The sequence below is a fragment of the Planococcus sp. MSAK28401 genome (genome assembly GCF_018283455.1).
Classification (GTDB): domain Bacteria; phylum Bacillota; class Bacilli; order Bacillales_A; family Planococcaceae; genus Planococcus; species Planococcus alpniumensis.
The window spans coordinates 3177163-3202234 of sequence record NZ_JAAMTH010000001.1; the positions used below are offsets into that span (position 1 = coordinate 3177163).

Here is a 25072-nt window from a genome sequence, read left to right on the forward strand (position 1 = left end):
CCGCTTCTTAGTTTTTCGTCAACCATTCAATTCCATTTTCACAAAATCGAAATGTCCGCCATTCGTTGCCTGCACGAATGACTCGACTTTCCTGAATCCAAGCTTTTCGTATAGCTTGATAGCCCGCTTATTGAAATCCGCTACGGACAAAGTGATTTTTTGCGGATGGTAATTGCTTTTGGCAAAGTCTAATCCGGCCTTCAAAAACGCAGAACCTTGTCCGCGGCCGGTCAAATCCGGCTTCATGCCGAACCCGATATCCAGCGTCTCTTGATCTGCTAGCCGGAAACTGTAGAAACCCACGGCTTCGTTATCCTGAAAGACTATAAAATAATTGTCCGCGCGTTTTTCGGGATCCAAAAACTCCTCCAAATCTTCAGGATCTGCATCCATATCGTAAAAGGAATATTCCCCGTCGTACCGCCAGTTTCCGGCAATGTCCTGCGCTTGTTCTTGCGTCATTTTTTGGAATATGTAGTCCATTGTTTCTCACCTCTTTGCATTAAATCGATTATTTTATGTAGACCAGCGTATTTTATGTTCTTGTTCGCCAAGCTTTTTCAATCCCGCTTTTTCCAATACGCGGATGGAAGCCTGATTATCGCTATCACAACTCGCGATGATCCTTTTGATGCCTGTTTGCGTTAACCCCCACGAGATGATCGCCTGCGCCATTTCCGTCGCATATCCATATCCTTGGTAAGCCGGTACAATGCTATAGCCCAGCTCCAACTCTTCCGGATTGTCCGTACTTCGCCTGAAACCCATGTCTCCCATAATGATTTGATCTTGTTGATGAACAATCAAACTCTCCCACTCATTTTCTTCAGGATACTGGCGATAGCGCTGAATTTTGAAAGGAATAATTTCTTTATAGTCATCGGACGGATAGTCATCAATGACTTGATAACCCGCAGCTTGTTCTAACTCACGCTCATTTACCAGCGCAGCTTTCATCATTTCTACGGTGAAAGTGATGAGCATCAATCTATCTGTCTTTATATGAGACATGTTCAATCTCCTTCCCTTTATCCTTTATTAGCATCCTTGAACGCAGATACATTCCATTAGACATACACTTCATTCGTAGCATCATCTTCTTCAAAGTACTTAGAGTTCTCGCGATTCTTCACAAAGAAGGCGAGTATGACAGCCCCGGCAAGCATCACGAGCGCTAAAGCGACAATCGTTATCCGCAATGAAATGAAGTCAGCGAATACACCGACAGCCAATAGAAAGACAATCTGCAGCACGCTTTGGAACAGCTGAAAAATACTGGTGATGCGCCCCATCAGCGCCACCGGAATATTGTTCTGATAGAACGTGGCGAGTCCAGCGTTCATGAAGACGATAAAAAATCCCAGAATCAAAAAACCGGCCATGACCGAGGCAAAGGACCAAGAAAACGCATAGATCACGTAGCCAATAGTTGTCATGAGTAAGCCATAGACCATCATGGACTTCAATGAAATTTTAGACGAAAAAACCGAAAGCAAAATACCGCCGGTCACCGACCCGATGCCGGTGAGGCTGATCAACAAGCTATAGTCGAGTTCCGACAAGCCGATCACCTGCTGGGTGAAAACCACTTCCTGGGCATCCATCGCGAACGAGAAAATCAGGACAGCGGTAAAACCCAGATAGATGAAAGTGACGTATTTATTTCGTGTGATAAAATCGCTCACGACTGTAAAATCGCTGATGACTTGGGAAACGGTCAATGCTGGAGTAGAGGTCCGATCGATGTCTTCCACTTGAGGAAGCCTTGTGACCAATAACGCTGCTAGAACAAAGAACAGGGCATTGATCCACAAGGTCACCTCGAGCGAACTCGCCAGAATCAGCACACCGCCGATTGCCGGCCCGATAATGAACGCACCGGAAGATGTAAAGGAGCGAATCGAGTTGAAACGTTTGCGCTTCGGTTTCGGCACAAGCATCGCGATATACGTCACAGAGGAAGGGCCGAAAAAGGATTTCGCGATACTCAAGAAAACGAGGAAAATATAAACGACGAATACATTCGGTGCAAACGGAATCAACGCGATGAACCCGGCCCGCAGCAGATATGTAGAAATGATGATTGCTTTTTTGCTTCGGTAATCGATAAAACTGCCCGTCCAAAACTTCGTCAGGATATTGACGATGGGCCCTACAATCCAAAGTCCAGCGACAGCCGCGGCCGACCCTGTCATCTGATAGACGATGATATTGATCGCCACCAAATAGATGAAATCCCCGATTCCGGCGATTCCGAGTGACAGCAATAATAAAGATGGATTTTTCCAACCTCCCCATGTTCCACTCAAATCCCTTCCCCCTTTCCGCTAAAAATTTTTGTGTGAACATTATTGTTTCCGTGCTTTTACAATCAGAAAGTTCGGCGCTTTCATCAAGCGTTCATAGCGTTCAACATCCAACTCTTTGAATTTTTCTGTCGGCTTGGGTTCGATGACATCTTCCATCGAGAAATGCTGAAGTGTTGTCGCTAAGATGTCGCCAAGTGGCCTTCTGAAAAACGGGACTTTGTAGACTTTGCCTGCCTTTTTCCATTTGTCCACAATCAGTTCGGTAGAAAAATAATTCATTTCCCGAGATAGTTTGATATCGGTGAACGGATGATGAACCGAGAACAGCAGGGTGCCTCCAGGTTTTAATATGTGCTGAAACTCTTTGAACGTGAAATCCCAGTCTTCTATGTAATGGAGGGTCAACGAGCTGACGATATAGTCGAAAATCCCATCTTCAAAAGGCAAAGTAGACGCCAAATCCAAACAGATGACATCCGCTTTATCTCCGATCCTTCTCTTAGTCGCAGCGGCCATTTCCGGACTCATATCCACAGCGGTTACTTGTGCTCCTCTATCTACCAATTGTTCTGTGTACCAACCCGCTGCGCATCCGGCATCCAATATTCTTTTTTCGCTTAAATCCTTTGGCAGCTGAGCCAGCATAGCCGGCCTTTCGTATTCGCTATTGTATAAGTTTTCCGCGTCTACCGAATGTTCGTATGCGCCGGCGAGACTGTTAAAGGTTTCTTTGATTTTGTCTTTCATGAGTCACCTCTCTCCATCTTAATTCTGCAGTTTACTCAATACGGATTTCCATTTTTCTTGCCTGATTGTTCATCCCCATAGATTTGTAGAAATTAATAGCATCTTCGTTAAATTCCCAAACTCCAAGTTCCAATGTAGCCGCGTCATTTTCATTCGCAAACTCCATGGCTTGTTGAAATAATTTTCTCCCGAGACCATGAGACCTGTATCGTTCATTCACGCCCAAATCCTCCATGAAGAGATACTTTCTTTTTGTAATAGTCGCCCGGTTCGGTGATTCGTTGATCCTCAGAATTGTAAATCCGATAATTTCGGTTTTGTTTTCAATAACATAAATGACCCCTTCATCCGATTCAACGAGTTGAGCAAAGTATTGCTTGTCCAATGTCTTTTCAGCCTCTTTATAAATATCCGGTCTTCCATTCACATGGAAAGCATGAACTTCTTTATGTATAGCCTGCAGCTTTTCATAATCACTAATTTTAGCTTCTCTCATTGTATATTCCACACTCATCACTCCTTATTATCTTAAAAATTATTATACCAATAATTCCCACAAAATATTTTAAATAATTGAATGTTATGTCTTTCAAAATCTCTCTAAGCTTATCCATAAAAAAAGACATCCGCTTGGAATGTCTTTTCACTGAATATGTTCTTTCGCCTCAATATCTTTCACGATGTCCTCAAGCGTCAGGTTCTGGAACACTTTTTCCATCGCCGACTGGGCGGCCATGAAGATCGGCTCGATGGTGCTTTGGATATTTTTGCCGACTACGCAATCGGGATGCGGCTTGTCGTGGATGCTGAATAATTCGTTCTCCTCGACCACGTTCACTGCCTTGTAAATATCAAATAGCGTAATCTCCGATAACTCTCTCGACAGTTTAGCGCCCGCCACCCCTGGCTGCACGTCGATTAATCCTGCTTTTTTCAGCATTCCCATAATCTTTCTGATGACCGCTGCATTGGTATTGACACTGCCGGCGATAAATTCGGAAGATGAGGCGGTTTCTTTATTTAAATCAATTAACGCCAGTATGTGGATTCCGACGGAAAATCGACTGCTGATTGACATGTTGAGCCCTCCATTGCTTATTTATGTTGAATTTCACATGATGTAATTGTTCCGGTTACAAGTAATTGTATCAAATTTCGAGCTGAAAATATATTAAATTCAACCTGTTGACAAGATGGTTACAAGTGAATAAACTAAACATGTAATCAATTCAGTTACAACAACAAATGAACAGGAGGAATTATTGATGAAAATTTTGGTGACAGGGGCTACAGGAAAACTGGGCTCAAAAGTAGTGGCATCTTTATTGAAACAAGTACCTGCTAGCGATCTTGCGGTAAGTGTCCGTAATCCCGAAAAGGCTGAAGACCTGCGCGCTCAAGGCGTAGACGTTCGCCACGGTGATTTCGATGCTCCGGAAACATTGGATCAAGCTTTTCAAGAAATCGACCGCTTATTGATCATATCAACTGACGGTGACAACGAAACAAGAATCCGCCAGCACGAGAATGCGGTTCACGCCGCTGAGCGCGCAGGCGTTAAATTTATCGCCTATACGAGCCTCGCCAATGCGACAGAAAGCCAAAACCTGATGGCTCCGCCGCACGTAGCCACAGAAGCGGCCATCATCAAAACGGGTATCCCTTATACATTCCTTCGCAATAATTGGTATTTGGAAAACGAACTGGGCAGCATTCAAGCTGTAGAAGCAGGCGCGCCTTGGGTCACTTCGGCTGGTGAAGGAAAAGTCGGCTGGGCTTTACAGCAGGATTATGCCGACGCAGCTGTCGCCGTATTGACTGGCAGCGGCCATGAAAACAAAACTTACGAACTTTCAGGTCCCTTGTTAACACAGGAACAACTAGCTTCAGCACTTGGTGACGTGTTGGATAAACCAGTTTCAGTTAAGCAAGTAAGCGACGAAGAATACGCAGAAGTCATGAAGGGTGCCGGCGTGCCGGACTTCGCCATCCCAATTGTCGTCGGCATCCAGGAAAGCATCCGCAACGGTTCGCTCGAAGTCGCAAACAGCGATTTTGAACAAGTGCTTGGCCGCCCGCTAACACCGATCAACGATGGCCTCGCACAGCTGGTTTCAAAATAAAAAACAATACAAAAAACGGAGCTGATCTTGTCGATCGGCTCCGTTTCTTATTTATTATTGTTGAGCTGCCAGCTCGGCTTCAAACTGTTCTTTCAACTCGATCAATGCTGTTCTGTTTGCTGAGAGATCTTCAGGGTATCTTGCTAAAACGACATCGATCAAGTTCGCTTTTTCCCTTGGAGAGAATCCCCCAGTCACAGCATGCTCGCCTTCTAACACACCGTAGTAGCCTTTGAGTGGCTGGCCAATTTCAACCTGGTTTGCTAACTCCGATACTTCGGCAAAGACCTTTTCGCTCCAAGCACGCTCCCATTCTCCAGCTGAATCAACACCCATTTTTGCATATTTCACTGCTTCGGAAACGTCTGTAAACAATAAATCCTGAGTAATGTAACTATAAGAATTTGATAAACCTGTCATGCCCTCTGGATTGACGAGCCTCAGCTCATTCTGTCGATAAAGGTTCGTATTGTCGTAGTCTCCTATCTCCCTATACAGGCTCGCAATCCGATGGTTGACCGTTTCTAAATTAGGAGCAGTTTCTGCGATTTCCAGAAAAATCTCCAATGCTTCTTCTGGCTTCCCTTGCTGCTGTGCTAACAAATCTGCCCTTTTCCATAAATCACTCAGCTGTTCAAAACTGGCAAAAAACTTAGCCTCGTAACTTTCTAGAGTTTTTCCGGTCACTTTTTTAAAACTTGATTCAAACGTAGAATGTTCCATTTCCGCAAAAATTCTCAGAAGAATATCTTCTCCCTTCCCATTTACCAAGAATTCTACAAAAGCACGGCTTTGAGTATAAGGACTATAGGGATCGGACAAATGATTTTCCCAGCCACCCGGGTGCTCCAGTTTTTCAAAGGCAGCATATTTAATCGGGTAATCCGGATCAAATGGCAGTGCCTGATCTTTTTCCGACAAATAAGTAGCTACGCCTTCCGCAAACCAAACAGGAATTTCAGTACTATACATCCCCTGCTCCTCCGCGATGCTGTAAAACAAATGATGCGTGTATTCATGGATGACCGCAACCTTGTCGATCGGCAGAGGCAAATGAATCGTCTGATCGTGTTCTTTGTAAAACCCGCTGTACTCCGCCTCAATCGTTTCCCGAATCGGCATGTCGAGATTCTCTCCATAGAGAACGAAAGAAACTGGGGCATCGGTTTCACCGCCCAGCTCACGCTCCAATTGCGGATGATTGGTTTCTACAAGGTCCACCAACTGTTCCATTTCTTCTAATGGTTCGCTTCCCGGCGCAAAATAGAATGTGATTCCATTGATTTCTTTTGAGTCCAGTGTGGCTAAATCAATGGAACCGTCTTCTCCTGTAATCAGTCGCTGGTAATAAGCTAATTTCTCTCCAGGCGTCAGCTCCGTTGCTTCCGTCATATCGTACTCAACATCATAGAGCAGAAAGTTTGTACCGAATAAAAAGAGCGTAAAAATCCAGAAGAGAATGGAAGAAGCTATCAGAAAGACCGCATCTGTCAAACTTTTTCTGCCATCACCCGCTTTTGTAATCCAGACAATCGCCAACACAATGCCCGCGATCACGAACGCGCTTGCGGCAAGCCAAGCAATCAAGCTTTGCCCTACATCCAAATACAACAGCAAAACCCCGAATCCCGCCGTCAACAAAAACAAACCGAGGAAGCTCAAAATAATATTTTTAACTATGTGCATAAGTCACCTCTATTTAAATCGAGCATCCTAATTTGATTTCTTCGTAGGTTTTGGTAAGAAAAAGGCGCTGCTTCCCATAAACCAACCACCTGCTACAGCCAGCGCAGTCCCAACGGCCACCGCAAAAGTGGATAAGTATGTGGATATATACATACCTGCCATAAGCATTATTGAACCTGTGGAAAACATAATCATGGTTTTTGTCATTTCTTACAGCTCCTTCACAGCTTATCCACCGTTTTAAGAAGAAAGCAGCTCGATTTTAATCGCCAAGCTGCCCCATTCCTGTTCACGCGTTGGTGAATAGAGGGTGTGGATGGATTCCACCCGTTTTTCAATATTGTTATCCACAAATCCGAATTTTTCAGCGGGAATGTCTTCAAACATTTCCCGAAACGTCGGATATGTGCATAACTTTGTGATTTTCACCGTTAGTTTTTCGTCTTCGCCGGGCAGTTTCGTGAATTCTATCGTGTCGTTCTCTTTCAATTTCCGCCTCTTTGGATCATGAAGCCGGACTTCTACCGTTTTCTTTCCGGACTGGATTGCCCGGAAAGGTTCCTCGTAAAGTTTCATTTTGTGCTCCATTGCCATCCTCCAAAGTCATCGTTCGTATTAGTAGAAAAAAGTTCGAGAAATTTCTACTTTATTACCAAAGTCCAAGCGCTTTCCACCACAGGCCGCCTGCACCAAACCAGACCACAATGTGGATGAGGGAAATGATGAACCCAAGGCTCCACCATTTTTTCTGACTGACATAGCCGCTTCCGAAAAAGACCGGAGCCGGGCCAGCACCATAATGCGTCAAGCAGCTGAACAAGTTCGAGAAGAACGCGAGAATCAGTGCGGACAATAGCGGTGGTGCGCCCGAAGCGACGATGACCGACAAGAACGCCGCATACATCGCGCTGACGTGAGCTGTGTTGCTGGCAAAGAAGTAATGAGAGTAAAAATAGACAATCGCCAGGATTACTAAGGTCATCATCCAAGATAGTTGGCCAACTGCATCCCCCATCAAGTTGCTAAACCAAGGAATCATGCCTAATTCGTTCAAATACGTCGCCATCATGACGAGCACTGAGAACCAGACGAGCGTATCCCAGGCACCTTGTTCTTTCTTGATATCCGACCAGGTCAATACGCCGCTGAGCAGCAGCACACAAAGCCCGACGAACGCACTGGTCGTCGCACTGATACCGAAGTTTCCGCCAAAAATCCATAGCGATAACAGCAGGACGAAGACGCCGATCATATAGCGTTCTTCTTTTTTCATCGGTCCCATTTCCTTCAATTTCTCTACCGCAATCGCAGAGGCTTCCGGTGTTTCCTTTAATTCAGGCGGATACAATTTGTAAATAACAAAAGGAATGAGCGCCAAACTGATCAAACCAGGCACTAATGCGGCGAGCGCCCAACCGCCCCAAGTGATTGTCACTCCTGTGATTTCCTGTGTAATCTGGACAGCGAGCGGGTTCGCGGCCATGGCCGTGACGAACATCGCCGAAGTGATCATATCTCCTTGGAAAGAGACCTTGACCAAAAATGCCCCAATGCGCCGCTCCGTGCCGTCTCCGACTCTCGATTCGTATGTTTCAGAAAGCGAGCGAATGATCGGGAAAATGATTCCGCCGGCCCGTGCGGTATTCGATGGCATGGCTGGCGCCAAGATCAAATCACTCAGCAGCATCGAATACGACAAGCCGAGCGTTTTCTTGCCGAACAGCCGGACAAACAGATAAGAAACCCGTGTCCCCAAGCCGGTTTTGATAAATCCTCGTGAAATGAAGAAAGCAATGACAATCAACCAAATTGTCGTGTTTTGAAATCCGCTTAACGATTGTTCCAAGGTAAGGATTTGGGTTAGCGCAATCATTGTCAGCGCAAGAATCGCCGTGCTTCCCATCGGTATCGGTTTGATCACCAATGCCACAATCGTCGCCACAAATATACTGAACAAATGCCAGGCATCCGTTTCCAATCCAGAAGGTGCCGGAATGAACCAGATAACCGCCCCGATAGCGACACAAATCAAGAGCAACTTCCAGTTCACTTCTCCTTTTTTTTGAGTATTCATCCTACTTCTCCTTTTTAAATACTGTATTTTATGCAAGGAGGATTATACGCCTTTCGGGCTGTTGAATGAATATATCCGCTCGGCTGTTTTCTGTCGATCTGGAACAGGAATACGCTTACTTTTACCCGGCAATTGCCCTCAACCCCGGAACGGCGGGAACGGCATTTAACTGCTTTCATTTTAGTGCAATTTTGACTTTTTGTTCACAAAAAATTGTATGCGCTATCAAGGTTAATAAGCTGCTATTGTGGACAGCCACTTAACCATTCGTTCACCGGCTCTCACTCATGAAACCATCAGTTTCTGATCTTTTTCTGTTCAATCTAGAGATAATGACAAATAACATAGCTATTAGATTGGCCAAAAACATGATGATGTAATAGATGTGCGTGTTCCCTTCTAGTAGATAAGTGCCGTATCTTAACGTATTAATCGCTAGGACAATGACTAAGAAGATATGGGTTTTTTTATTCACGATCGGACTCCTTCCATTATTCTATTTACGGGAGTGTACAAGGATTAGTTCCCAAAACCGCATTAAGGAGTCTTTAAATTTCTGACAGGCAAGCCCCTATACTTCTTTGGAGCGGTAGTAAGTCAGGGTCATTATCAATCTCCACATAGAAACTTTTTAGGAATTTCTTGCAGTTGGCGTATAGACACCAATAGTTTTCTTCTGCTAGTTGGTCTTTTTGCTTTTCCAATTCCACAGGAATATTTTCTACGAAGCCTTGTATCACTTCGTATGGCAATCCCTGCTTTAACGTTTCCAATAGTGGAATCAGAATCCTTTCTTCTTCGTCGTGAATATAGATATAGTCTGTTATAAATATTTTTCCCCATAAGACATTTGCTAGCTCTACATAATCATCAGCTGTGATTTTTTTATTTTTAATGAGTTCATCAATGGCATCCGCAATATGGGCGATACTATGCGCCCAGCCTTTATCAACGACAAATCCCCTCAAGTCTTTTTCGAGAGTTATATAGGAAATTAATTGATCCTTCACTTCGAAAATTGACTCTCTTGAAAGAAAATCTTTCTGGTTATCTGCGTGCAGAATGAGCGCTATTAATAAACTGGTGAACGACCTCGTAAAAACGCTGTCTGTTCCGGATTCGCCTATCCCTTTGAACAGCATTTGCTCGTTTAAACAAGACTTGAGCATCTCGCTCAATACATCTGCTTCTATTTCATCTCCTAAAACCAGCTCACAGAACGTACCGTATATTAGGCCATCGCGTAGTTCATTATCCGGGGAACCGATATGCACCATCATTGATTTTATTAGAATTGATTTATTTTCTTCTCTCCATTTTCTCTTTTCAGTATCTCTCAATACTTGTTTTAGCAGATCCGCTTTTAATGGATCTACATTACTCAAGATGGCCATGGCTACACTCCGTTTTCATTGTGCTCAGAATATTTTCCTTAGAAATATGTATAGCTTATATTTTTTGCGCCTCCATGAATATTTCTCTTAATTCAGCTACAGCTTGTTTGACGTGTTGGTGGTCCAAGTGACCCATCAAAGCTAGTTGAACCCAGTTCCGCTTCAATAAATAATCGCTCTCGTAGCTAATTTCGATTCCTTTAGCTTTCAGCGCATCGCCCACAGCCCGGGCGTCTATTCCGCTTGGCAAGGCAATCGTTAGGATGCCAGACAAATACCGGTCATTCCCCAAAACTTCTAAGCCGGCATCTCTCAGCCCGTTTCGGATTTCCGTTGCGAGGAGAGTGTCTGAAAAGCGGTGATGGTCAAGTGCTGCGCGAAGCGCGGCTACGCTATTCGAAGAATGGGTGAACGGCACCGTGCCGCTTTTTTCATATAAGCCCAAATCCAAATATGCCGGCAAATTAGCATCGGGAGAAACAGTATTATTGTGAAAAACCATCGCAAGTCCAGGGTATGATCCTAATCCTTTTCCGCTAACGGCACTCGCCATGTAAACATTCGACAAGTCCAACTGGACCGTCCCCAAACTGCTGCAAGCATCCAGGCACAATCGAATCTCCTCTTTCTCACACAATGACTTCAGTTCTTCAAGTGGATAAAGATAGCCCGTCGAGGTTTCGCAATGCACCGTCCACAACCAGCGAATCTCCGGATGCTGTTTCAATAGCTCTTTCACTTCATTTACAGAAAACGGTTCATTCCATCGTTTTCGGCTATGAATAAATTCCAACTGCCAGCGCATTGCTTGTTTTGCCAAGCGTTGGCCAAACTCTCCATTAGATAAAATAAGTCCTTTGCCACCAACTCTAGTAAGTTGCCCTGCAATAAGATCATTCGCCATTGTTCCTGTGCCAATAGCAATTTGAACATTGCGCGCACTCGTTAATCGCTTTAACTCTGACTGCAAAGAACGAATCTCATTGCAAAAAACTTCTGACCGATGCGATATAGCCGGCTGTGTCCAGGCTTCCTGAACTTTTGGATGCATTGATACCGGCCCTGGCAAAAGACGAATCGAAAACGCTTGTTTATTCTCTTGTATCATTTGATCAAAAAGTTTTCCTGCAGAAGTGAAATATTTTTTTGTTAAAAGCATAGGCTGGTACTTAGCATTTTCAGTGCCAATGAGGGGTCCAAACGGCTTAAAGCCTATGTGCTGATATAATCGCGCCTGCCGCACTGTCCCTGAAATGAGTACGCAATCGTATCCTTGCTGTAAACAAGAACCTACGACTTGCTGAAGAAGACCGAAAAAAATCCGTTTCCCCCGATACTCTTCCCGCACGGACAGCAAGCGAACTTCACATGGTTTTGTATCATCTGGCAAATAGCTGTCTACAGTACCGAGTTTTTCATCTAGAGAAAATGGGCGGATTCCACGGATCGCTACCATCCCAATTAAACGGCTGTCCTGTTTTGCAATCCAATAGGTGTTCTCTTCATGAAAACGGTCCACAAGTCTTTTATCTTCGCTCTTACTATGCTGGGGGATTTCCTCCACGAACGTTTCATAATTCAACCGGTGGATTTGTTCCATCTCTTCTTCAGAATCTGCAATTTTGTAGTAGATAGAAGATTTTTCATTCATTGAAGACACTCCTTTTATGCGCAAAAATCACAATAATAAGCATAAAACTGAAGAAACAGGCTAGTTGCCATTCAGTTTGTATAAAAAGAAGGACAGGCGCCGGAATTAGGGCAAGCAAGCCCGCGTTTGTAAAACTGACTTTTAACAGCTTTGCAGTGATTAAAATAAACAACGAAAACGGAAGAGCAACCGGAACAATGACTAAAACAGATGCCAAATAGACGACTATCCCTTTTCCGCCCTTGTATCCCAATTGAATAGGCCAAATATGCCCAATCAGAACGAATAATGCGAGTATGCCAATCATCCAAGAAGAAAACGAAAGCATAAAGCCTGCAGCCAAAGGAATGACGGTTTTGATTGTATCGATTAATAAGGCACCGACAAACGCGCCTTTTCCAAATACGCGCCCAGCATTCCGTGCACCTGCAGTAGTACTGCCTAATTCCCTGATGTCTTTTCTAAAATGAATTTTATCGATGTAATATGCACCGTTTAGCGTTCCACATATGTATGCACCAATTAGCAATGGGACAATCAGCAAACACTTCATCCCTTTCATCACGTCTTAAAAAACGTCCATTTCTTCCCCTATTTGAAATGAAGAAAAATTGGACAATCTTATAAGATAGACTTTTTCATAAGATTTCCTTCTTTCAACATATTTATTCATCAGTTCTTTAAAGAAAACCAGCGTTTACTTTTCCCACTCTTCTCGCAGCATTCCCATCTTGATGGCGTCGAAGTATTGCCCTTCTACCATTCGCGCTTTTCGGATGCGCGCCTCTTCTTTCATGCCGATCTTTTCGGCAACTTTCATCATTCTTTCATTACCTGACCAAGTCGACATTCCGAGCCTGTGCAAGTCCGTCGATTCAAAAAGGAAATCGATCCATAAGGTATAGGCTTCTCGGCCGTAACCGCCGTTCCAATAATTTTTATCATAGATGACGATTCCTGTTTCGAGCCAATTCGTGTTCTGGTCCACCCAATATGCTCCTACGTACCCGATCACTTTTTCGTCTGCCATAATCATAAGAGATGTCGGAACACCCACAGCAATCTCCTCATCACTGAGCCATTTTTCCCTGTGCTGTTCTTTGCTCATATGTTCTTCAGGAATATACGGCCCATTCCACTTTTTCGCTTCCTGCTCTTTTTCCTCGAACCGCCAAAAATATAATTCATCCAAGTTCTCTGCTGTATTTTCGATTAACTTAATTTTTCTTCCTTTAATTTCAACCATTTTTTTAATCTACCTTTCTAAATCCGCTTGACCTTAAAGCTTCAATCTCTCACCGTTATTTTCTTTATGTAACGTACAGCCCTCCAAGCTTACTCGATAGCCTGTGTCATCGACTTCTACGATAGTGAGGCTGGTGTCCTCAATATACGGCGGTGCCCAGAAGTGTTCGATTTCTGTGTCGTTGAAAATCATGAATAGCGCTTTGATGACGACCGAATGCGTGACGATCAAGACGTTGCCAGAAGAATGTTTCGCTTCGATTTCTTTTAAAGCCGTCCGGATTCTCTCGATTAATTCAGGGAACGATTCACCGCCGCTCGGATTATACGATGCCGGTTCATTCCAAAATGTATGAAAGCTTGCTTGATCCCGTGCTTTAATGGCTGATACATTGTGGCCTTCCCACTCACCCATATTGATTTCCTTCAACTTGGGATCAAATACAATCTCAGTTGACTTGTTTCCACGAACCAGTTCCGCAGTATGTTGTGCTCTGCCACTCGGACTCGCATAAATTACATCTATATCGACTGGCTCCATTCTTTCACTTAGCCATAATGCATTTTGAATTCCTTTGGCTGTCAAAGGTGAATCCTGCCATCCTTGCATTTTCTTTTCAATATTCCACTGTGTTTCTCCGTGCCTCGTAATGTAGAGTCTTAGCATTTGCCCACCTCGTATGTTTTGTAAATTAACTGCTCCTCTTACTATATCCAATTATTGTATATACATCCAACCAATTTACAGAATATTGTAGTATAATTAGGGAAATATTTTTTCAAGTACTAATCAGATGAATTGTTCGATGAAATGGAGGAAGTATATGACGAAGCAGATGGAAGACGCACGCGTTGATATTGGAGGAATTCAGCTTTATTGCAAAGTGTTGGGGGAAGGTACGAACGGTCCTGTAATTGTTTTCGATTCAGGGTATGGGGTGCCCACGAGGAGATGGAATAGCATCAAAGCGGAAGTCTCTTCATTTTCTAAACTGCTCATCTACGACAGAGCTGGCCTTGGGCGCAGTACTGCAGACGCCCGGCCGCACCATAGCCTTCAAAATGTTGCGAATCTGCGCAGCTTGCTTCAAGAAAAGGAAATAAAACCTCCATATATACTAGTCGGCCATTCTTTCGGCGGCTTGAATGTCCGCCTTTACGCAAGCATGTATCCGGACGAAATAGCAGGACTGATTCTTTTGGATTCATGCCACGAAGATCAAAATAAGCTCATGGCCGATGAATTATCTCCTGACATGCAAGCTGATTATTACGGCCAGTTTGGCGCAGAAGGCACTTTAGCGGAATTTGAAGAAAGCTTGGAGCAAGTGCGGAAATACAAAACACTCGGCGACATCCCATTAACCGTCGTGACCGGCGGCAAACAGCCTGACCATACTGAAGAGTCCTGGAATCACTGGATGAGTTTCCAAAAAGATTTAGCCAGTTTGAGCACCAATAGCCGTCACGTCATACTGGAAGATGCGGGACATTCCGTTCATATCGATAATCCCAAAGCGGTCGTCAGTGAAATTCGAGAGATGGTGAACTCCCTGAAGGGTCCAACCCATCTTCTGAAAAGAAATTCTTAACTATGGGCAAATTTCAAAATTCGATTCAAAAGGGAACAGTGAACTATCATGAATTCGGGAATCCCGATCAGCCGACTGTTCTTTGCCTGCATGGCCTTGGCGGAAATGGGCTTTACAGTTTTGGAGAGCTTATTCCCTATCTGTGTGAGGACTTTCATGTCATTATTTTGGACAATCCAGGCCATGGAAAAACGGCTCCTTTGCCGAAAGAAGACGATTATTTATTTTCAAATTTGGCCGCTTGGGTCGATCAAGTAGTCGACAGGATTATTGATGGCCCGTTCTATATCATGGGACATTCTTGGGGAGCAGATATCGCTCTTCATTACACCCGCTATTATCCAGACAATGTAGCCGGCTTGATCTTGTTGGATGGCGCGTTTACATTTCCTCACAACCAGCCAGAAATGAGCTTCGATTATGCTTATACAGGTTGGAATGATTATATGGACCGTTCAATATTTAATAGCGAAGCAGAAATCTTTGAGGAATACCGGATATATGCGAAACAGTGGGATGTCCAGAAAGAGCGTTATGCCGCTTCGCTTTTCACCAAGAGACCAGATGGAAAATTCGAGCTTATCGTTTCGAAGTTTAGTGTGCTCGCCATCGTCAAAGCCTTTTTCAAAGAGCCTTTCAGAGAAGCATATCCATTCATAAAGGCGCCCACTTTGTTGATACACGCTGCACATCCCGAAAGCTTGGAGCAAGCCAGAATCGAGGGGGTTCGCCAGCTCTCTGAACATATCGAAAACCTATCCGTGCAGTCCTTAGAAAATGCAATGCACATGATTCAATGGGACGAACCCGAAATGACTTCGCACTCCATTATCCAATGGCTAAACCAGAAATAGCCGTAACCCGTTTAACTCAGCGCAAATATTCTTTTGTTGAGAGGAGGTATAAGACAGTGGAAAAATTGCGTTCACACTCTTCAAAATAATAATTTTGAGGAGGAAACATAATGGCCATTACATTTAAAGAACAAAAGCAAATCCCACGTGAACAGTTGAAAGCACTTTACGAAGATGCGGAATGGTATGCCTACACGAAGGATATGGATGAGCTGGAACGAGCCCTGTCCTGCTCGTTGTATGTATTGTCTGCATGGGAAAAAGAAAGATTAGTTGGGCTAATCCGTGTAGTCGGTGATGGGCTCACGATTGTTTATATTCAGGACATTCTCATTTTAACGAGTCACCAAAACAACGGAATTGCTTCAGATCTTATGCACCAAACCTTGCATAAATTCAGCGGAGTGCGCCAAAAAGTACTATTAACGGAAGAAGCGCCGAATGTTCGTCATTTCTACGAAAAGAACAGATTTCGTTCATGTGATGTAGGGACGCTCGTAGCCTTTGCTAAAATGGATTAATGTGAATTTGAAATAAGAAAAAGCGCATTCGATTTTACCGAATGCGCTTTTTGTTGATGATATGAGAATGTCTAATGTGCAAGTCAAAACCTATTTTCCCTGCCCATCCCATTCATTTTCTAAAACACTATAAAGAAGTGAATCTCTCCATTTCCCCTTTACCCACAAAGTTTCTCTCATGTGCCCTTCGAACAACAGACCTGCTTTTTCCAGGACTTTTCGGGAACCGATATTTTCAGGTGCACATGTGGCGTAAATTCGGTGAAAATTCAATTTATCAAAACCAAAACAAATGAGCTTTTCGGCAACTTCTGTGGCGATTCCCCTGCCCCAATAATCAGGATTAATGATATAGCCGATTTCAGCGGTCCTGTTCTCAAAGCTTTTGATAGTGAGTTCCCCAGCACCGATCATTGCGTCGTCTTCTGTATAAACTACAGCAAACGTAAACCGTGTTCTCGGAACTTTTTTTTCGTCTGCAAGAACTTGATCGACGTACTCGATGGTCTCTTCTACCGAATTCGGGCCCCATTGCTGTGTTCGGCAAACTGTTTCCTGAGAGGCATATTTATGTACGCCTTCCCAATCGCTTTTTTTAAATTCTCTTAATTGAATCGAGTTGCTCACCATTTACCCCACTCCCTTAAAACGCTTCGTTTTGTCCCATGCAATCGTGTTGCCGCGAAGACGGCTCCAGATGTAGACCGTCACGCTGCGAAGCAATAGGATAATGAATAATTGGGCATACGTGAAATACATGATGAAGATGAAGAATACGTTCTTAGGCGATACATTCCTGTCCACAACCAATGCGCTTAATAACTGGGCTGTGTAAACGATATAGCTCATAAACCACAGCATCAATAATGGGGCTTCCATATTCGGCAACTCCATCCCCAGAACACTCATGATGAAAAAGATATCCGAGAATAGAAGAACGACCACGAAAACCAAATAGGTTAGTACATGCTGCAGGCTCAAGAAAAAAGTCATTCCACGCCAATGGGACAAGTCCTTAAATGACTTCTCCAGCAAATATATATTCCCTGTAAGCCAACGTGTACGCTGCTTGATAAACGTCATCAATTTTTCTGGCTCTTGTTCCCATGTTTTTGATTCTGGCACTACTGGTAACAAATAGCCTTTTGCGTGGAGCCGAACCGTCAACTCTGCATCTTCTGCTAGAGCATTGACGTCATAGCCACCCAATTCTTCCAATACACTTCTGCGAAGCAGCATATTCGTGCCAGCCAGGGATCCGAGTTTCAAAAACTGCCAGCGCCCGCATTGCATCAATAATTGAAACACTTGAAACTCCAAACCGATCATTCGGGTCAGCGTATTTATGTGCGCGTTTTTGGTTTTGACATAACCTACCGCTCCGGCGGCTTTCTTAGTTTGTTCTGCGACTTCTACCAATAATTCCACTGCGTCGGGTTCTGGTTCGTTATCTGCATCGTATACCACAAAGTAATCCGACTGTGAAATGCTCAGCCCATAATTCAATACACGGGATTTTCCAGAAGGAGAACTGACGGGTACAGGAATGTAATGGATTCTGGAAAACACTTCCGCGAATTCCTGTGCAATCTCTGCAGTCTCGTCTTTCGAATTGTCATCCAGTACGTAGATATCCAATTGGCCGCTATACTGCAACCTAGCCATTGCCCGCAAGGTATCTTCCATGACAATGCCTTCATTATGCGCAGGGATCAACACGGCGACGCTTGGATAATCTGACAGCTTTTGCGGCTTTTTGAATCGCATTCGGTACCAAACTCCAGAGATGGTCAAAATTGAATAAAAAATCAACAGCATCCAAAAGAACAGCATGATGAGTAAAATCACGTGTGTCATGATCTTGCCCCCAACAACTCATTCAACTGCTCGGCATCTTTAATGTGGACTTGTTCGAATCGATAAGGAGGTGTGATGAAATTCAGTTCGGTTTGGCTTTTTTCCCGGAAGCGCTCCATGACAATGTCTGCGCCTTCTTGATGGGTATCTTTTAAAAGAAAGTAGATGATGCCAAAGTCGCTGGAAACTAAATCGTATTTTTGCCGAATGGATTGGAGGGCTGCTTTTTCAAGCATCTCCTGCATATTCTGTTTTGTTCTCTTTTTGGAAGATTCAAGCTCAACCTTCAGGAAATAGGATTCCTTTCCATTTCGGGCCGTCGATTTTAACAGCCACTCTGCTTGATCTTTAAACTCAGTCATTGTGAGGATTTGAGATCCCTGTCTGTATTTTTGGAGCAATTGGACCTGATGTTGCAAATCCGAATTTTGATAACCTATTTTTTTCACAGCGTTCATCAGCATCCAAAAAATCAAATGGAAACTGGTGAACAGCAAATGGCTGTACATGTATTGCACTTGCATGCCCTCAGGCAACGACTGGCCGAATGAGGTTACTGTTAAATAAGCCCCGTATAATAAAACCATCGTAATCGCATATAAAAAAATATAGCGCTCGCTAAGAATGGACATGAAGACGAGCGATAACAGCCCCACCGCAATCAGCTCAAGATAATTGGGCACTGCAAAATAGGCCACCAGCCAGCCATTCAAAAGCAATGCTAAAATAAGTGCCGTCAAAACAAAATTCTTTGTCATGTGGATTTCCTTTCCAGCACAAGCAGCCAAACCTTGTACTTATACACAGCTTACTAATTTTGTGCCGATTTATCTATATATGAACTCTCTTAAAAGAACCCTTTTTCACTAATCATTAGATAAAAAAAGAAACTCTTTTCTATATATTGAAAAGAGTTTCAAACTGCCTTTATTTCATTCGGACGATGACTTTTCCTTTTGCTCTCCCCGTTTCAAGATAATCGAGTGCTTGCAATACATCTTCAAAATCAAACACTTTATCGATGTTTAGAAGAGAACTCTCATTCAAGCTGGAGGAGCGAAATCATCTTTTTCCCGCTTCCCACAAATAATGCACAAAGCGCATATTCTGGCCATCCATTTTGAATTCCTCTTCGCTAACGTCTACTTCTTTAAATCCGTTTTTCGTCAGTATTTTTTGGGAAGCTCCATTGACAGTCGTCGTTTTTCCGTGTATTTGCTTCAACCCCAAATCGGCATTTAGCAACAGGTTCAAGGCCCGGTTTCCTATCCCTTTCCCTCCGTATTTCGCCCCAATCCGAAATCCGATTTCTGCCGTTTGATTGTTCCTGTCTATATCCACTAAGTTGATTCTTCCCAGAATGTCTCCTGAATCGTTCTTAATCAGGTAGAAGTTTGCAAAGCTTTCTTGTTGTTCTTTCAATAACTCCTCATGCCTCGAAAGAAAATTTTCGAAGACGTAGAAATCATCTCCACGGCTCGGCACCAGCCGCTCGAAAAACTCCCGATTCTCCAATTCAAACTGGAACAATCCGGCCGCATCCTGTTGTTGGAGCAAGTGCAACGTGATTTCCATAAGCTTCCCTCCTGCTGATTGGTCATTAGCCTGATTATACCTAAAAAATCTATTTCGCCAGAAGATAACTGGATTCCCGCACCTTGTTCAATACCATTTGCAAGCAGAATCGCATTCTATTTTCACGCTGGAATGAGTAGATCGATATTTTTGAGATGGAAAATGTTTATAATGATGGAAAGGAACCAAAAATTCTCAATTTCACAGGAACTGTTAAATTCCTTCAGATAATACTTGAATAGAAAGAAGTGATGGCGATGAATGAAGCGATTTTGCTGGTAGAAGACGATCATCAAATTCATGAAATGGTATTGAACCATATGAAAAAAGAAGGGTATGCCGTGACGTCCGCATTTGATGGCGACGAAGCATTGCGCTTGTTCTCAACAGGACCCTTCGATTTGGTTATTCTGGATTTGATGCTGCCGACTGCGAACGGTTTGGATGTTTTGCAGCTCATGCGCAACGACAGCACCTTGCCGATCTTGATCATGTCGGCAAAAGGCAGCGACTTGGATAAAGCTTTGGGACTCGGATTTGGGGCGGATGACTATATCGCCAAACCGTTTTCGTTGATTGAAATGACGGCACGGGTCAAAGCGGCTTTGCGCCGTTCGAAGCAATACAGCCAAAGCGCGCCGGACCAGCCGGAACAAATTGTGAGAATGGATGGCCTGGAGATCCATTTGGCTAATTTCACGGTCATCAAGAACGGGCGAGAACTGAGTTTAACTGCGAAAGAATTTCAGATTCTGTCCCTGCTCGCGACCAATCCCAATCGTGTTTTTACTAAAGGCCAATTGTTCGAAAGCATCTGGAAAGAGGCCTATTACGGGGATGACAATGTCATCAATGTCCACATCCGGCGTCTCAGAGGAAAAATCGAAGAAGATCCGTCTTCGCCAAAATACATAAAAACCATTTGGGGCATCGGCTATAAAATCGAGGCAGCGAAATGATTTATGTGTCTGCAGTCCTCGCGCTCCTTTTGACAGTTGTTAGCTATCGCTATTACAAAATCAAACAGACGATCACGAAAGATCTCCCCTATATTTCAAACAAGCTGGACGATATCATCGAAAAACAATCGACGGAAAGGCTGCTGGTCCGGACCGAAGAACAGTCGTTGAGGGAGTTGCTCGTCAGCATCAATTCCTTGCTTGATTACCACCAGGAATACATTGCGGATGGCACACGCTTACGGATGTCGATGAACCGCATGCTGTCCAATGTTTCCCACGATTTGAAAACGCCCTTGACGGTAGTGCTCGGCTACATCGAAACGATTCAGCACGACAATAGATACACGGACGAAGAACGAGAACAGCTGCTTTCGAAGGTCAACGGCAAAGTGATGGAAGTCAGCCACCTCATCAGTAAATTCTTCGATTTGGCGAAGCTGGAATCGAATGATTGGCCCATTGAAATGAAAAACATCAATGCCAGTGAAATTTGCCGCGAAGCCATTCTCGGCTATTACGACACCTTAAGTTCCACAGGTTTTGAAGTTCTTATCGACATTCCGGAAGAAGCGGTTTTCATCGAAGCCGACCGGGACGCCTTGATGCGTGTCTTGGAAAATTTATTGTCCAATGCGATCCGCTACGGCAAAGACGGAAAAGTCTTAGGCCTTTCACTGCGGCAGGAAAAGAATGACGTCATCATGGAAGTCTGGGACCGAGGCAAAGGCATTAACGACAAAGACGTCCATCAGATTTTCGAACGCCTGTACACTTTGGAAGATGCCAGAAGTTCTTCGGCGGAAGGCAGCGGGCTTGGATTAACGATCGCCAAACGATTGGTCGAACGAATGAAAGGCAGCATCCGCTTCACTAGTGTGCCTTTCAACAAGACCGTATTTGCCGTTACTTTCAAAAACTCAGGAAACGTAAGGAATTCGTAAGGATTTAGTAAGTGGGGCGACAGAAGCGTTTGATAAAGTGATTCTAAGAAGGAAGAGAGGAGAATGCAACATGACTCATATTCTTAGAACGCATCAGTTGACCAAAGCGTATAACGGCGAAGAAGTAGTGTCTGGCGTTGACATGAATGTCCGCCACGGGGAAATTTACGGATTTCTGGGGCCGAACGGTGCCGGGAAAACGACGATCATGAAAATGATCACCAATTTAGTGAAGCCTTCCGGAGGAGAAATTGAACTGTTCGGCGAGAAAGTGCATGACACTTCGTATGAATTATTGAAAAGAATGGGCAGCATCATTGAATACCCCATCTTTTTCGAAAAGCTGACCGCCAGAAAAAACCTGGAACTGCATTGTGAATACATGGGCTATTACGATAAACAAGCGATTCCCGAGACATTGGCCTTGGTCAATTTAGTGAATGTGGAGAACAAGCCCGTGAAGGATTTTTCGCTCGGCATGAAGCAGCGGCTTGGCATTGCGCGTGCCGTCATCACAAAACCGGAAATTCTCATTTTGGACGAACCGGTAAATGGCCTGGATCCTGTCGGCATGCATGAACTCCGCGAATTGTTTGTGAAACTGAGCCGTCAATACGGCATTACTTTGTTGATTTCAAGCCACAACTTATCGGAAATCGAGCAAATCGCCGACACAATTGGCGTCATCCGCAAAGGCCAGCTGATCAAAGAAGCGTCGATGGAAGAAATCCGCAATACCCACGCCAATCACATCGAGCTGGTCGTGAAAGATTATCCAAAAGCAGCGTTCATTTTGGAAAATAAATTAAAGGCACGGAATTTCCGTGTCAGGGAAGATAAAAGCATCATCAATATTTACGACGACATTTCCCAGAATGATATTTTCCAGTCCATGATGCAAAACCAAGTGGAAATCGAATCGCTCAACCATAAAAAACAGCCTCTTGAAGATTACTTCCTTCAATTGATAGAAGGAGAGGGTTCGTATGCTAAATCTAATTAAACTGGAATTGAAAAGAATGAATTTGGTGGGTGTAGCTGTCACGTTCGTGCTGATCAACGCGGCGATTGTCGGCATGTTGATGCTGCTCGGCATCGAACCGGAAGCAGTCACTGAATTTTTATCCAGCTCTGATGACCTTCGCGTAATCATTGAACTCTTTGTCATTGCAGCCTTTGTCATCTATGCTTCTGTCCTACTGTCACAGATCATTGTTGAGGAATTCAAAAACAAGACCATTTCGTTTCTCTTCATGTATCCGATCAGCCGAAAAAAGCTATTGTTCGCTAAGTTGATCATTGTCAGCGTACTCACTTTTTTTTTCGTCATAGCTTCGACATTGATCGTCTACTACAGCTTTTTAGCTTTCAATAAGCTGTATGCCTTTACGCCGGTTGAGCTGGGACTGGCTTTGCCTTCTGGCTACCTCTTGCATTTAGTCGTGCTTGCCATAGCCTGCTCCGGAATGTCGTTGATTCCGCTATTCTTCGGCATGAGGAAATACTCCGTTCCCGCTACGATCGTTTCAGGAATCGCCATCGTTGCCTTGCTGTCGTCATCGGTGAATACGAACGATACAAACCTGTTTTCTGTTACCGCCGTTCCTGTTTTCCTCGGCCTGCTTGGCTTTCTCATCGCTTACTTTGTGGTTGGGCGTGCTGTGAAACAGGATTTTTAAAGAAACTGATTTTATTTTGAAATAAATAAAGAGACCAATTAAAGGAATTCTACCTTGATTGGTCTTTTAAAATGTTTTTTTATAACCAGTCCTGTTAAACCTACTACAGGTTAATGAAATCCGAGTACCGGATATTGAAGCGTGTAACTAATATTTCTTCGAATGCCGTTAAATATCGATCGACTGCCTTCAATAGAACATCAGTGCTGATAATGCTTTCATGGTTAAATTCTTGCCATATAGAAAATAGTTTCCATGCACTTTCGTTTTCCTTAATAAGAGCTAAGATAGGCCCTTCTCTTTCATCATGTTCCATTGTGAAGTAATAAAAGCTGTGGATTGCACTGGAATCTTTTGTACGCCACTCTTTCAAACTCACTGCGAACTCCAATAATGCAAGCGATGGTTCCCTAAAGAAGCAGGAATGATCGACGCTAATTCTCAACTCTCCCTCTACATCAAGCAATAGTTTTCCATTTCTTTGGCGAAGTAATTTTTGCTCCAGCCTTAATGAAGGATCTAATTCAAAATCGATAACTAGAACGGCCATGTGGACACTCCTTTGAGTTGTTGAAAACATGAAACTAATTATGCCATATGCATTAGGGGAGATAGCTTCTCGCTCTCGATAACGATAGCCATCAAACCTGTGTCTGTCTTTGTTTCATGCCATTCTCCCTTGTTCCAGAACACCGCATCGCCAGTCTCGACTTTGAAATATTCTTCTTGCTCACCACGAACAAGCCCTTCTCCGCTCACGATTAAAAGTAACTGGGGGCTCACTGCTTGGTGATACCCGACTACTCCATCTCCTCCTAAATGCATGCAGCCGATGTGAGCGGGCTGTGCCGTTTGAGTAATTCGGGACATGATGAAATCTGAGTTGAACTTTGAAATCTGTTTGCCATTGTTTTTATCGAATTTGAAAAGCTCCATTTTGCTCCCCTTTCAGATGCTTATAGCGACAAAATTCTTACTGAGAATTCAACTATCTTAAAGGACTTATAATAGACCTTATTCAGGTTTTATTTATAGGTTACTCGAAAAACCTTCCATTACCACTCTTCCCCAGTATAGAAAGCTCATAATCAAAAAAACTGTACCGAATGTGGTAATTGTTCTTGGTAATTTTTTATGGCTATATATGAGTGCTACACCTATAAGGATATGGATAACGGCAAATATGAAAAGGTCGATACCTTCTCCCTCCTTACGTTTTTTATTATTGTGATACAATCGGGCTTTTCAATCGCTACCTAAGTTATGGCAATAGACGTAGCTTAGGATTTTTATAATGAAATATCTTTATTAGCACTTTTGGTTCCTTCATCAGCCAATAGTGAAAAGATAAACGCATCATGGGAGCGGTTGTTCTGATAGAGATAAGCCCTTAGCCTGCCTTCTTTTTCGAATCCTAATTTTTGCAGCAAAGCGATGGATGCACCGTTTTCAGGAAATGTAACTGCACCCAAGCGGAATAATCCGAGTTGGCCGAAACAATACGCCAAAACTTCTTTGACGGCTTCGGAGACATAGCCTTTGTTCCAATAGGACGGATGCAGCTCAAAACCGATTTCCGCTTTTTTGCCTTTGAGATTCAAATTGTTCAACCCGACTGTTCCGATGAAAGCCCCCGTTTCTTTCACGACGATGCCCCAGCGGATTCCCCTGCCGCTTTCGAAGGTCTGCCTGAACGACTCGATTATGCTCTCAGCCTCATCCAGTTCATTTAAGCTGCTCATGCCGTAATACTTCGCCACTTCGTCTCTCGACATGATGTCGAAGAAGCTCTTGGCGTGATGTTTTTCGATCTGTACGAGTTCCAGTCTATCTGTAGCCATTTCCTGAAAATCCATAACAGT

Annotated in this window: 30 protein-coding genes and 1 pseudogene; 8 read left to right on the top strand and 23 right to left on the bottom strand. The window is 43.7% G+C overall.

All coding sequences use genetic code 11. The features are described from left to right. Positions 1-18: 18 nt before the first annotated feature. The 6 genes from G3255_RS16060 to G3255_RS16085 form a co-directional block, all read right to left on the bottom strand. Entirely contained in the window at positions 19-483 is a 465-nt protein-coding gene (locus tag G3255_RS16060) for a GNAT family N-acetyltransferase (RefSeq protein ID WP_211655392.1), read from the bottom strand. Positions 484-516: 33 nt separating this feature from the next. Next, on the bottom strand, positions 517-1011 hold the full coding sequence (locus G3255_RS16065; RefSeq protein ID WP_211655393.1) for a GNAT family N-acetyltransferase: 495 nt from the start codon (positions 1009-1011) through the stop codon (positions 517-519). Between the two features lie 56 nt (positions 1012-1067). Continuing rightward, a complete protein-coding gene (locus G3255_RS16070; RefSeq protein WP_211655394.1) occupies positions 1068-2309 on the bottom strand; it encodes an MFS transporter in 1242 nt (413 codons plus the stop codon). 39 nt (positions 2310-2348) lie between these two features. After that, complete coding sequence (locus tag G3255_RS16075; RefSeq protein WP_211655395.1) at positions 2349-3056, bottom strand: class I SAM-dependent methyltransferase; 708 nt, start codon at positions 3054-3056, stop codon at positions 2349-2351. A gap of 31 nt (positions 3057-3087) precedes the next feature. Further along, complete coding sequence (locus tag G3255_RS16080) at positions 3088-3564, bottom strand: GNAT family N-acetyltransferase (protein WP_211655396.1); 477 nt, start codon at positions 3562-3564, stop codon at positions 3088-3090. Between the two features lie 135 nt (positions 3565-3699). Next, the gene (locus G3255_RS16085) at positions 3700-4134 is read right to left on the bottom strand and encodes an Rrf2 family transcriptional regulator (RefSeq protein WP_211655397.1); all 435 of its coding nucleotides are present in this window, start codon (positions 4132-4134) and stop codon (positions 3700-3702) included. A 187-nt stretch (positions 4135-4321) separates the two neighbouring features. Here G3255_RS16085 and G3255_RS16090 point away from each other — a divergent pair, with 187 nt between their 5' ends. Then, a complete protein-coding gene (locus G3255_RS16090; protein WP_211655398.1) occupies positions 4322-5179 on the top strand; it encodes an SDR family oxidoreductase in 858 nt (285 codons plus the stop codon). Between the two features lie 54 nt (positions 5180-5233). On the opposite strand, the gene G3255_RS16095 is transcribed toward G3255_RS16090, so the two are convergent. The 9 genes from G3255_RS16095 to G3255_RS16135 form a co-directional block, all read right to left on the bottom strand. Further along, on the bottom strand, positions 5234-6865 hold the full coding sequence (locus G3255_RS16095; protein WP_211655399.1) for a hypothetical protein: 1632 nt from the start codon (positions 6863-6865) through the stop codon (positions 5234-5236). A 27-nt stretch (positions 6866-6892) separates the two neighbouring features. Next, positions 6893-7072 (bottom strand): hypothetical protein, encoded by a 180-nt coding sequence (locus G3255_RS16100; protein ID WP_121299001.1) that lies wholly within the window; start codon positions 7070-7072, stop codon positions 6893-6895. Between the two features lie 33 nt (positions 7073-7105). Continuing rightward, positions 7106-7453 carry an ASCH domain-containing protein gene (locus G3255_RS16105; RefSeq protein ID WP_211655400.1) on the bottom strand — a complete coding sequence of 116 codons (348 nt, stop codon included), beginning with the start codon at positions 7451-7453 and terminating at the stop codon, positions 7106-7108. 61 nt (positions 7454-7514) lie between these two features. Further along, positions 7515-8939 (bottom strand): anion permease, encoded by a 1425-nt coding sequence (locus G3255_RS16110; RefSeq protein ID WP_211655401.1) that lies wholly within the window; start codon positions 8937-8939, stop codon positions 7515-7517. 548 nt (positions 8940-9487) lie between these two features. Then, a complete protein-coding gene (locus tag G3255_RS16115; RefSeq protein ID WP_211655402.1) occupies positions 9488-10333 on the bottom strand; it encodes a DUF2785 domain-containing protein in 846 nt (281 codons plus the stop codon). A gap of 55 nt (positions 10334-10388) precedes the next feature. Continuing rightward, positions 10389-11984, bottom strand: a complete 1596-nt coding sequence (locus G3255_RS16120; protein ID WP_211655403.1) for a GNAT family N-acetyltransferase — start codon at positions 11982-11984, stop codon at positions 10389-10391. Next, on the bottom strand, positions 11977-12546 hold the full coding sequence (locus tag G3255_RS16125; protein WP_249222354.1) for a glycerol-3-phosphate acyltransferase: 570 nt from the start codon (positions 12544-12546) through the stop codon (positions 11977-11979). The genes G3255_RS16120 and G3255_RS16125 overlap by 8 nt, the downstream gene beginning before the upstream one ends. 135 nt (positions 12547-12681) lie before the next feature. Next, positions 12682-13230 carry a GNAT family N-acetyltransferase gene (locus G3255_RS16130; RefSeq protein WP_211655404.1) on the bottom strand — a complete coding sequence of 183 codons (549 nt, stop codon included), beginning with the start codon at positions 13228-13230 and terminating at the stop codon, positions 12682-12684. Between the two features lie 33 nt (positions 13231-13263). After that, on the bottom strand, positions 13264-13896 hold the full coding sequence (locus G3255_RS16135; RefSeq protein WP_211655405.1) for a histidine phosphatase family protein: 633 nt from the start codon (positions 13894-13896) through the stop codon (positions 13264-13266). Between the two features lie 157 nt (positions 13897-14053). On the opposite strand from G3255_RS16135, the gene G3255_RS16140 reads away from it, so the two are divergent. From G3255_RS16140 to G3255_RS16150, 3 genes are all read left to right on the top strand, one after another. Beyond that, complete coding sequence (locus tag G3255_RS16140; RefSeq protein ID WP_211655406.1) at positions 14054-14821, top strand: alpha/beta fold hydrolase; 768 nt, start codon at positions 14054-14056, stop codon at positions 14819-14821. Positions 14822-14823: 2 nt separating this feature from the next. Continuing rightward, positions 14824-15675, top strand: coding sequence for an alpha/beta fold hydrolase (locus G3255_RS16145; protein ID WP_211655407.1), 852 nt, complete (start codon positions 14824-14826; stop codon positions 15673-15675). Between the two features lie 110 nt (positions 15676-15785). After that, complete coding sequence (locus tag G3255_RS16150; protein WP_211655408.1) at positions 15786-16196, top strand: GNAT family N-acetyltransferase; 411 nt, start codon at positions 15786-15788, stop codon at positions 16194-16196. 90 nt (positions 16197-16286) lie between these two features. Here G3255_RS16150 and G3255_RS16155 read toward each other — a convergent pair whose 3' ends face one another. The 5 genes and pseudogenes from G3255_RS16155 to G3255_RS16175 form a co-directional block, all read right to left on the bottom strand. Continuing rightward, positions 16287-16826, bottom strand: a complete 540-nt coding sequence (locus tag G3255_RS16155) for a GNAT family N-acetyltransferase (RefSeq protein ID WP_211655409.1) — start codon at positions 16824-16826, stop codon at positions 16287-16289. Next, positions 16827-18053: a glycosyltransferase family 2 protein gene (locus G3255_RS16160; protein WP_211655410.1), complete on the bottom strand. Its 1227-nt coding sequence runs from the start codon at positions 18051-18053 to the stop codon at positions 16827-16829. Next, entirely contained in the window at positions 18050-18811 is a 762-nt protein-coding gene (locus tag G3255_RS16165) for a hypothetical protein (RefSeq protein WP_211655411.1), read from the bottom strand. The genes G3255_RS16160 and G3255_RS16165 overlap by 4 nt, the downstream gene beginning before the upstream one ends. 169 nt (positions 18812-18980) lie before the next feature. Continuing rightward, positions 18981-19076: pseudogene (locus G3255_RS16170) on the bottom strand (zinc-binding dehydrogenase); the annotation flags it as partial. 39 nt (positions 19077-19115) lie between these two features. After that, on the bottom strand, positions 19116-19628 hold the full coding sequence (locus G3255_RS16175) for a GNAT family N-acetyltransferase (RefSeq protein WP_211655413.1): 513 nt from the start codon (positions 19626-19628) through the stop codon (positions 19116-19118). Positions 19629-19885: 257 nt separating this feature from the next. Between G3255_RS16175 and G3255_RS16180 the strand changes: the two genes are divergently transcribed. The 4 genes from G3255_RS16180 (at position 19886) to G3255_RS16195 (ending at position 23210) form a co-directional block, all read left to right on the top strand. Continuing rightward, on the top strand, positions 19886-20587 hold the full coding sequence (locus G3255_RS16180) for a response regulator transcription factor (protein WP_211655414.1): 702 nt from the start codon (positions 19886-19888) through the stop codon (positions 20585-20587). Further along, complete coding sequence (locus G3255_RS16185) at positions 20584-21531, top strand: sensor histidine kinase (protein ID WP_211655415.1); 948 nt, start codon at positions 20584-20586, stop codon at positions 21529-21531. Before G3255_RS16180 ends, G3255_RS16185 begins: the two co-directional genes overlap by 4 nt. Before the next feature lie 70 nt (positions 21532-21601). Next, the gene (locus tag G3255_RS16190) at positions 21602-22534 is read left to right on the top strand and encodes an ABC transporter ATP-binding protein (RefSeq protein WP_211655416.1); all 933 of its coding nucleotides are present in this window, start codon (positions 21602-21604) and stop codon (positions 22532-22534) included. Beyond that, positions 22518-23210 (top strand): ABC transporter permease, encoded by a 693-nt coding sequence (locus tag G3255_RS16195; RefSeq protein ID WP_211655417.1) that lies wholly within the window; start codon positions 22518-22520, stop codon positions 23208-23210. Before G3255_RS16190 ends, G3255_RS16195 begins: the two co-directional genes overlap by 17 nt. A 103-nt stretch (positions 23211-23313) precedes the next feature. On the opposite strand, the gene G3255_RS16200 is transcribed toward G3255_RS16195, so the two are convergent. The 3 genes from G3255_RS16200 to G3255_RS16210 form a co-directional block, all read right to left on the bottom strand. Beyond that, positions 23314-23760, bottom strand: coding sequence for a DUF7878 domain-containing protein (locus G3255_RS16200; protein WP_211655418.1), 447 nt, complete (start codon positions 23758-23760; stop codon positions 23314-23316). A 38-nt stretch (positions 23761-23798) separates the two neighbouring features. Continuing rightward, positions 23799-24146, bottom strand: coding sequence for a cupin domain-containing protein (locus tag G3255_RS16205; RefSeq protein WP_211655419.1), 348 nt, complete (start codon positions 24144-24146; stop codon positions 23799-23801). 353 nt (positions 24147-24499) lie between these two features. Continuing rightward, positions 24500-25066: a GNAT family N-acetyltransferase gene (locus tag G3255_RS16210; RefSeq protein ID WP_211655420.1), complete on the bottom strand. Its 567-nt coding sequence runs from the start codon at positions 25064-25066 to the stop codon at positions 24500-24502. Positions 25067-25072: the final 6 nt, after the last annotated feature.

Bases quoted from the DNA above. Each gene is read 5' to 3' on its own strand.
- G3255_RS16060 (WP_211655392.1), bottom strand. From the start codon at position 483: ATGGACTACATATTCCAAAAAATGACGCAAGAACAAGCGCAGGACATT.
- G3255_RS16065 (WP_211655393.1), bottom strand. From the start codon at position 1,011: ATGTCTCATATAAAGACAGATAGATTGATGCTCATCACTTTCACCGTA.
- G3255_RS16075 (WP_211655395.1), bottom strand. From the start codon at position 3,056: ATGAAAGACAAAATCAAAGAAACCTTTAACAGTCTCGCCGGCGCATAC.
- G3255_RS16085 (WP_211655397.1), bottom strand. From the start codon at position 4,134: ATGTCAATCAGCAGTCGATTTTCCGTCGGAATCCACATACTGGCGTTA.
- G3255_RS16090 (WP_211655398.1), top strand. From the start codon at position 4,322: ATGAAAATTTTGGTGACAGGGGCTACAGGAAAACTGGGCTCAAAAGTA.
- G3255_RS16095 (WP_211655399.1), bottom strand. From the start codon at position 6,865: ATGCACATAGTTAAAAATATTATTTTGAGCTTCCTCGGTTTGTTTTTG.
- G3255_RS16100 (WP_121299001.1), bottom strand. From the start codon at position 7,072: ATGACAAAAACCATGATTATGTTTTCCACAGGTTCAATAATGCTTATG.
- G3255_RS16105 (WP_211655400.1), bottom strand. From the start codon at position 7,453: ATGGAGCACAAAATGAAACTTTACGAGGAACCTTTCCGGGCAATCCAG.
- G3255_RS16110 (WP_211655401.1), bottom strand. From the start codon at position 8,939: ATGAATACTCAAAAAAAAGGAGAAGTGAACTGGAAGTTGCTCTTGATT.
- G3255_RS16115 (WP_211655402.1), bottom strand. From the start codon at position 10,333: ATGGCCATCTTGAGTAATGTAGATCCATTAAAAGCGGATCTGCTAAAA.
- G3255_RS16120 (WP_211655403.1), bottom strand. From the start codon at position 11,984: ATGAATGAAAAATCTTCTATCTACTACAAAATTGCAGATTCTGAAGAA.
- G3255_RS16125 (WP_249222354.1), bottom strand. From the start codon at position 12,546: ATGAAAGGGATGAAGTGTTTGCTGATTGTCCCATTGCTAATTGGTGCA.
- G3255_RS16130 (WP_211655404.1), bottom strand. From the start codon at position 13,230: ATGGTTGAAATTAAAGGAAGAAAAATTAAGTTAATCGAAAATACAGCA.
- G3255_RS16135 (WP_211655405.1), bottom strand. From the start codon at position 13,896: ATGCTAAGACTCTACATTACGAGGCACGGAGAAACACAGTGGAATATT.
- G3255_RS16140 (WP_211655406.1), top strand. From the start codon at position 14,054: ATGACGAAGCAGATGGAAGACGCACGCGTTGATATTGGAGGAATTCAG.
- G3255_RS16145 (WP_211655407.1), top strand. From the start codon at position 14,824: ATGGGCAAATTTCAAAATTCGATTCAAAAGGGAACAGTGAACTATCAT.
- G3255_RS16150 (WP_211655408.1), top strand. From the start codon at position 15,786: ATGGCCATTACATTTAAAGAACAAAAGCAAATCCCACGTGAACAGTTG.
- G3255_RS16155 (WP_211655409.1), bottom strand. From the start codon at position 16,826: ATGGTGAGCAACTCGATTCAATTAAGAGAATTTAAAAAAAGCGATTGG.
- G3255_RS16160 (WP_211655410.1), bottom strand. From the start codon at position 18,053: ATGACACACGTGATTTTACTCATCATGCTGTTCTTTTGGATGCTGTTG.
- G3255_RS16165 (WP_211655411.1), bottom strand. From the start codon at position 18,811: ATGACAAAGAATTTTGTTTTGACGGCACTTATTTTAGCATTGCTTTTG.
- G3255_RS16175 (WP_211655413.1), bottom strand. From the start codon at position 19,628: ATGGAAATCACGTTGCACTTGCTCCAACAACAGGATGCGGCCGGATTG.
- G3255_RS16180 (WP_211655414.1), top strand. From the start codon at position 19,886: ATGAATGAAGCGATTTTGCTGGTAGAAGACGATCATCAAATTCATGAA.
- G3255_RS16185 (WP_211655415.1), top strand. From the start codon at position 20,584: ATGATTTATGTGTCTGCAGTCCTCGCGCTCCTTTTGACAGTTGTTAGC.
- G3255_RS16190 (WP_211655416.1), top strand. From the start codon at position 21,602: ATGACTCATATTCTTAGAACGCATCAGTTGACCAAAGCGTATAACGGC.
- G3255_RS16195 (WP_211655417.1), top strand. From the start codon at position 22,518: ATGCTAAATCTAATTAAACTGGAATTGAAAAGAATGAATTTGGTGGGT.
- G3255_RS16200 (WP_211655418.1), bottom strand. From the start codon at position 23,760: ATGGCCGTTCTAGTTATCGATTTTGAATTAGATCCTTCATTAAGGCTG.
- G3255_RS16205 (WP_211655419.1), bottom strand. From the start codon at position 24,146: ATGGAGCTTTTCAAATTCGATAAAAACAATGGCAAACAGATTTCAAAG.
- G3255_RS16210 (WP_211655420.1), bottom strand. From the start codon at position 25,066: ATGGATTTTCAGGAAATGGCTACAGATAGACTGGAACTCGTACAGATC.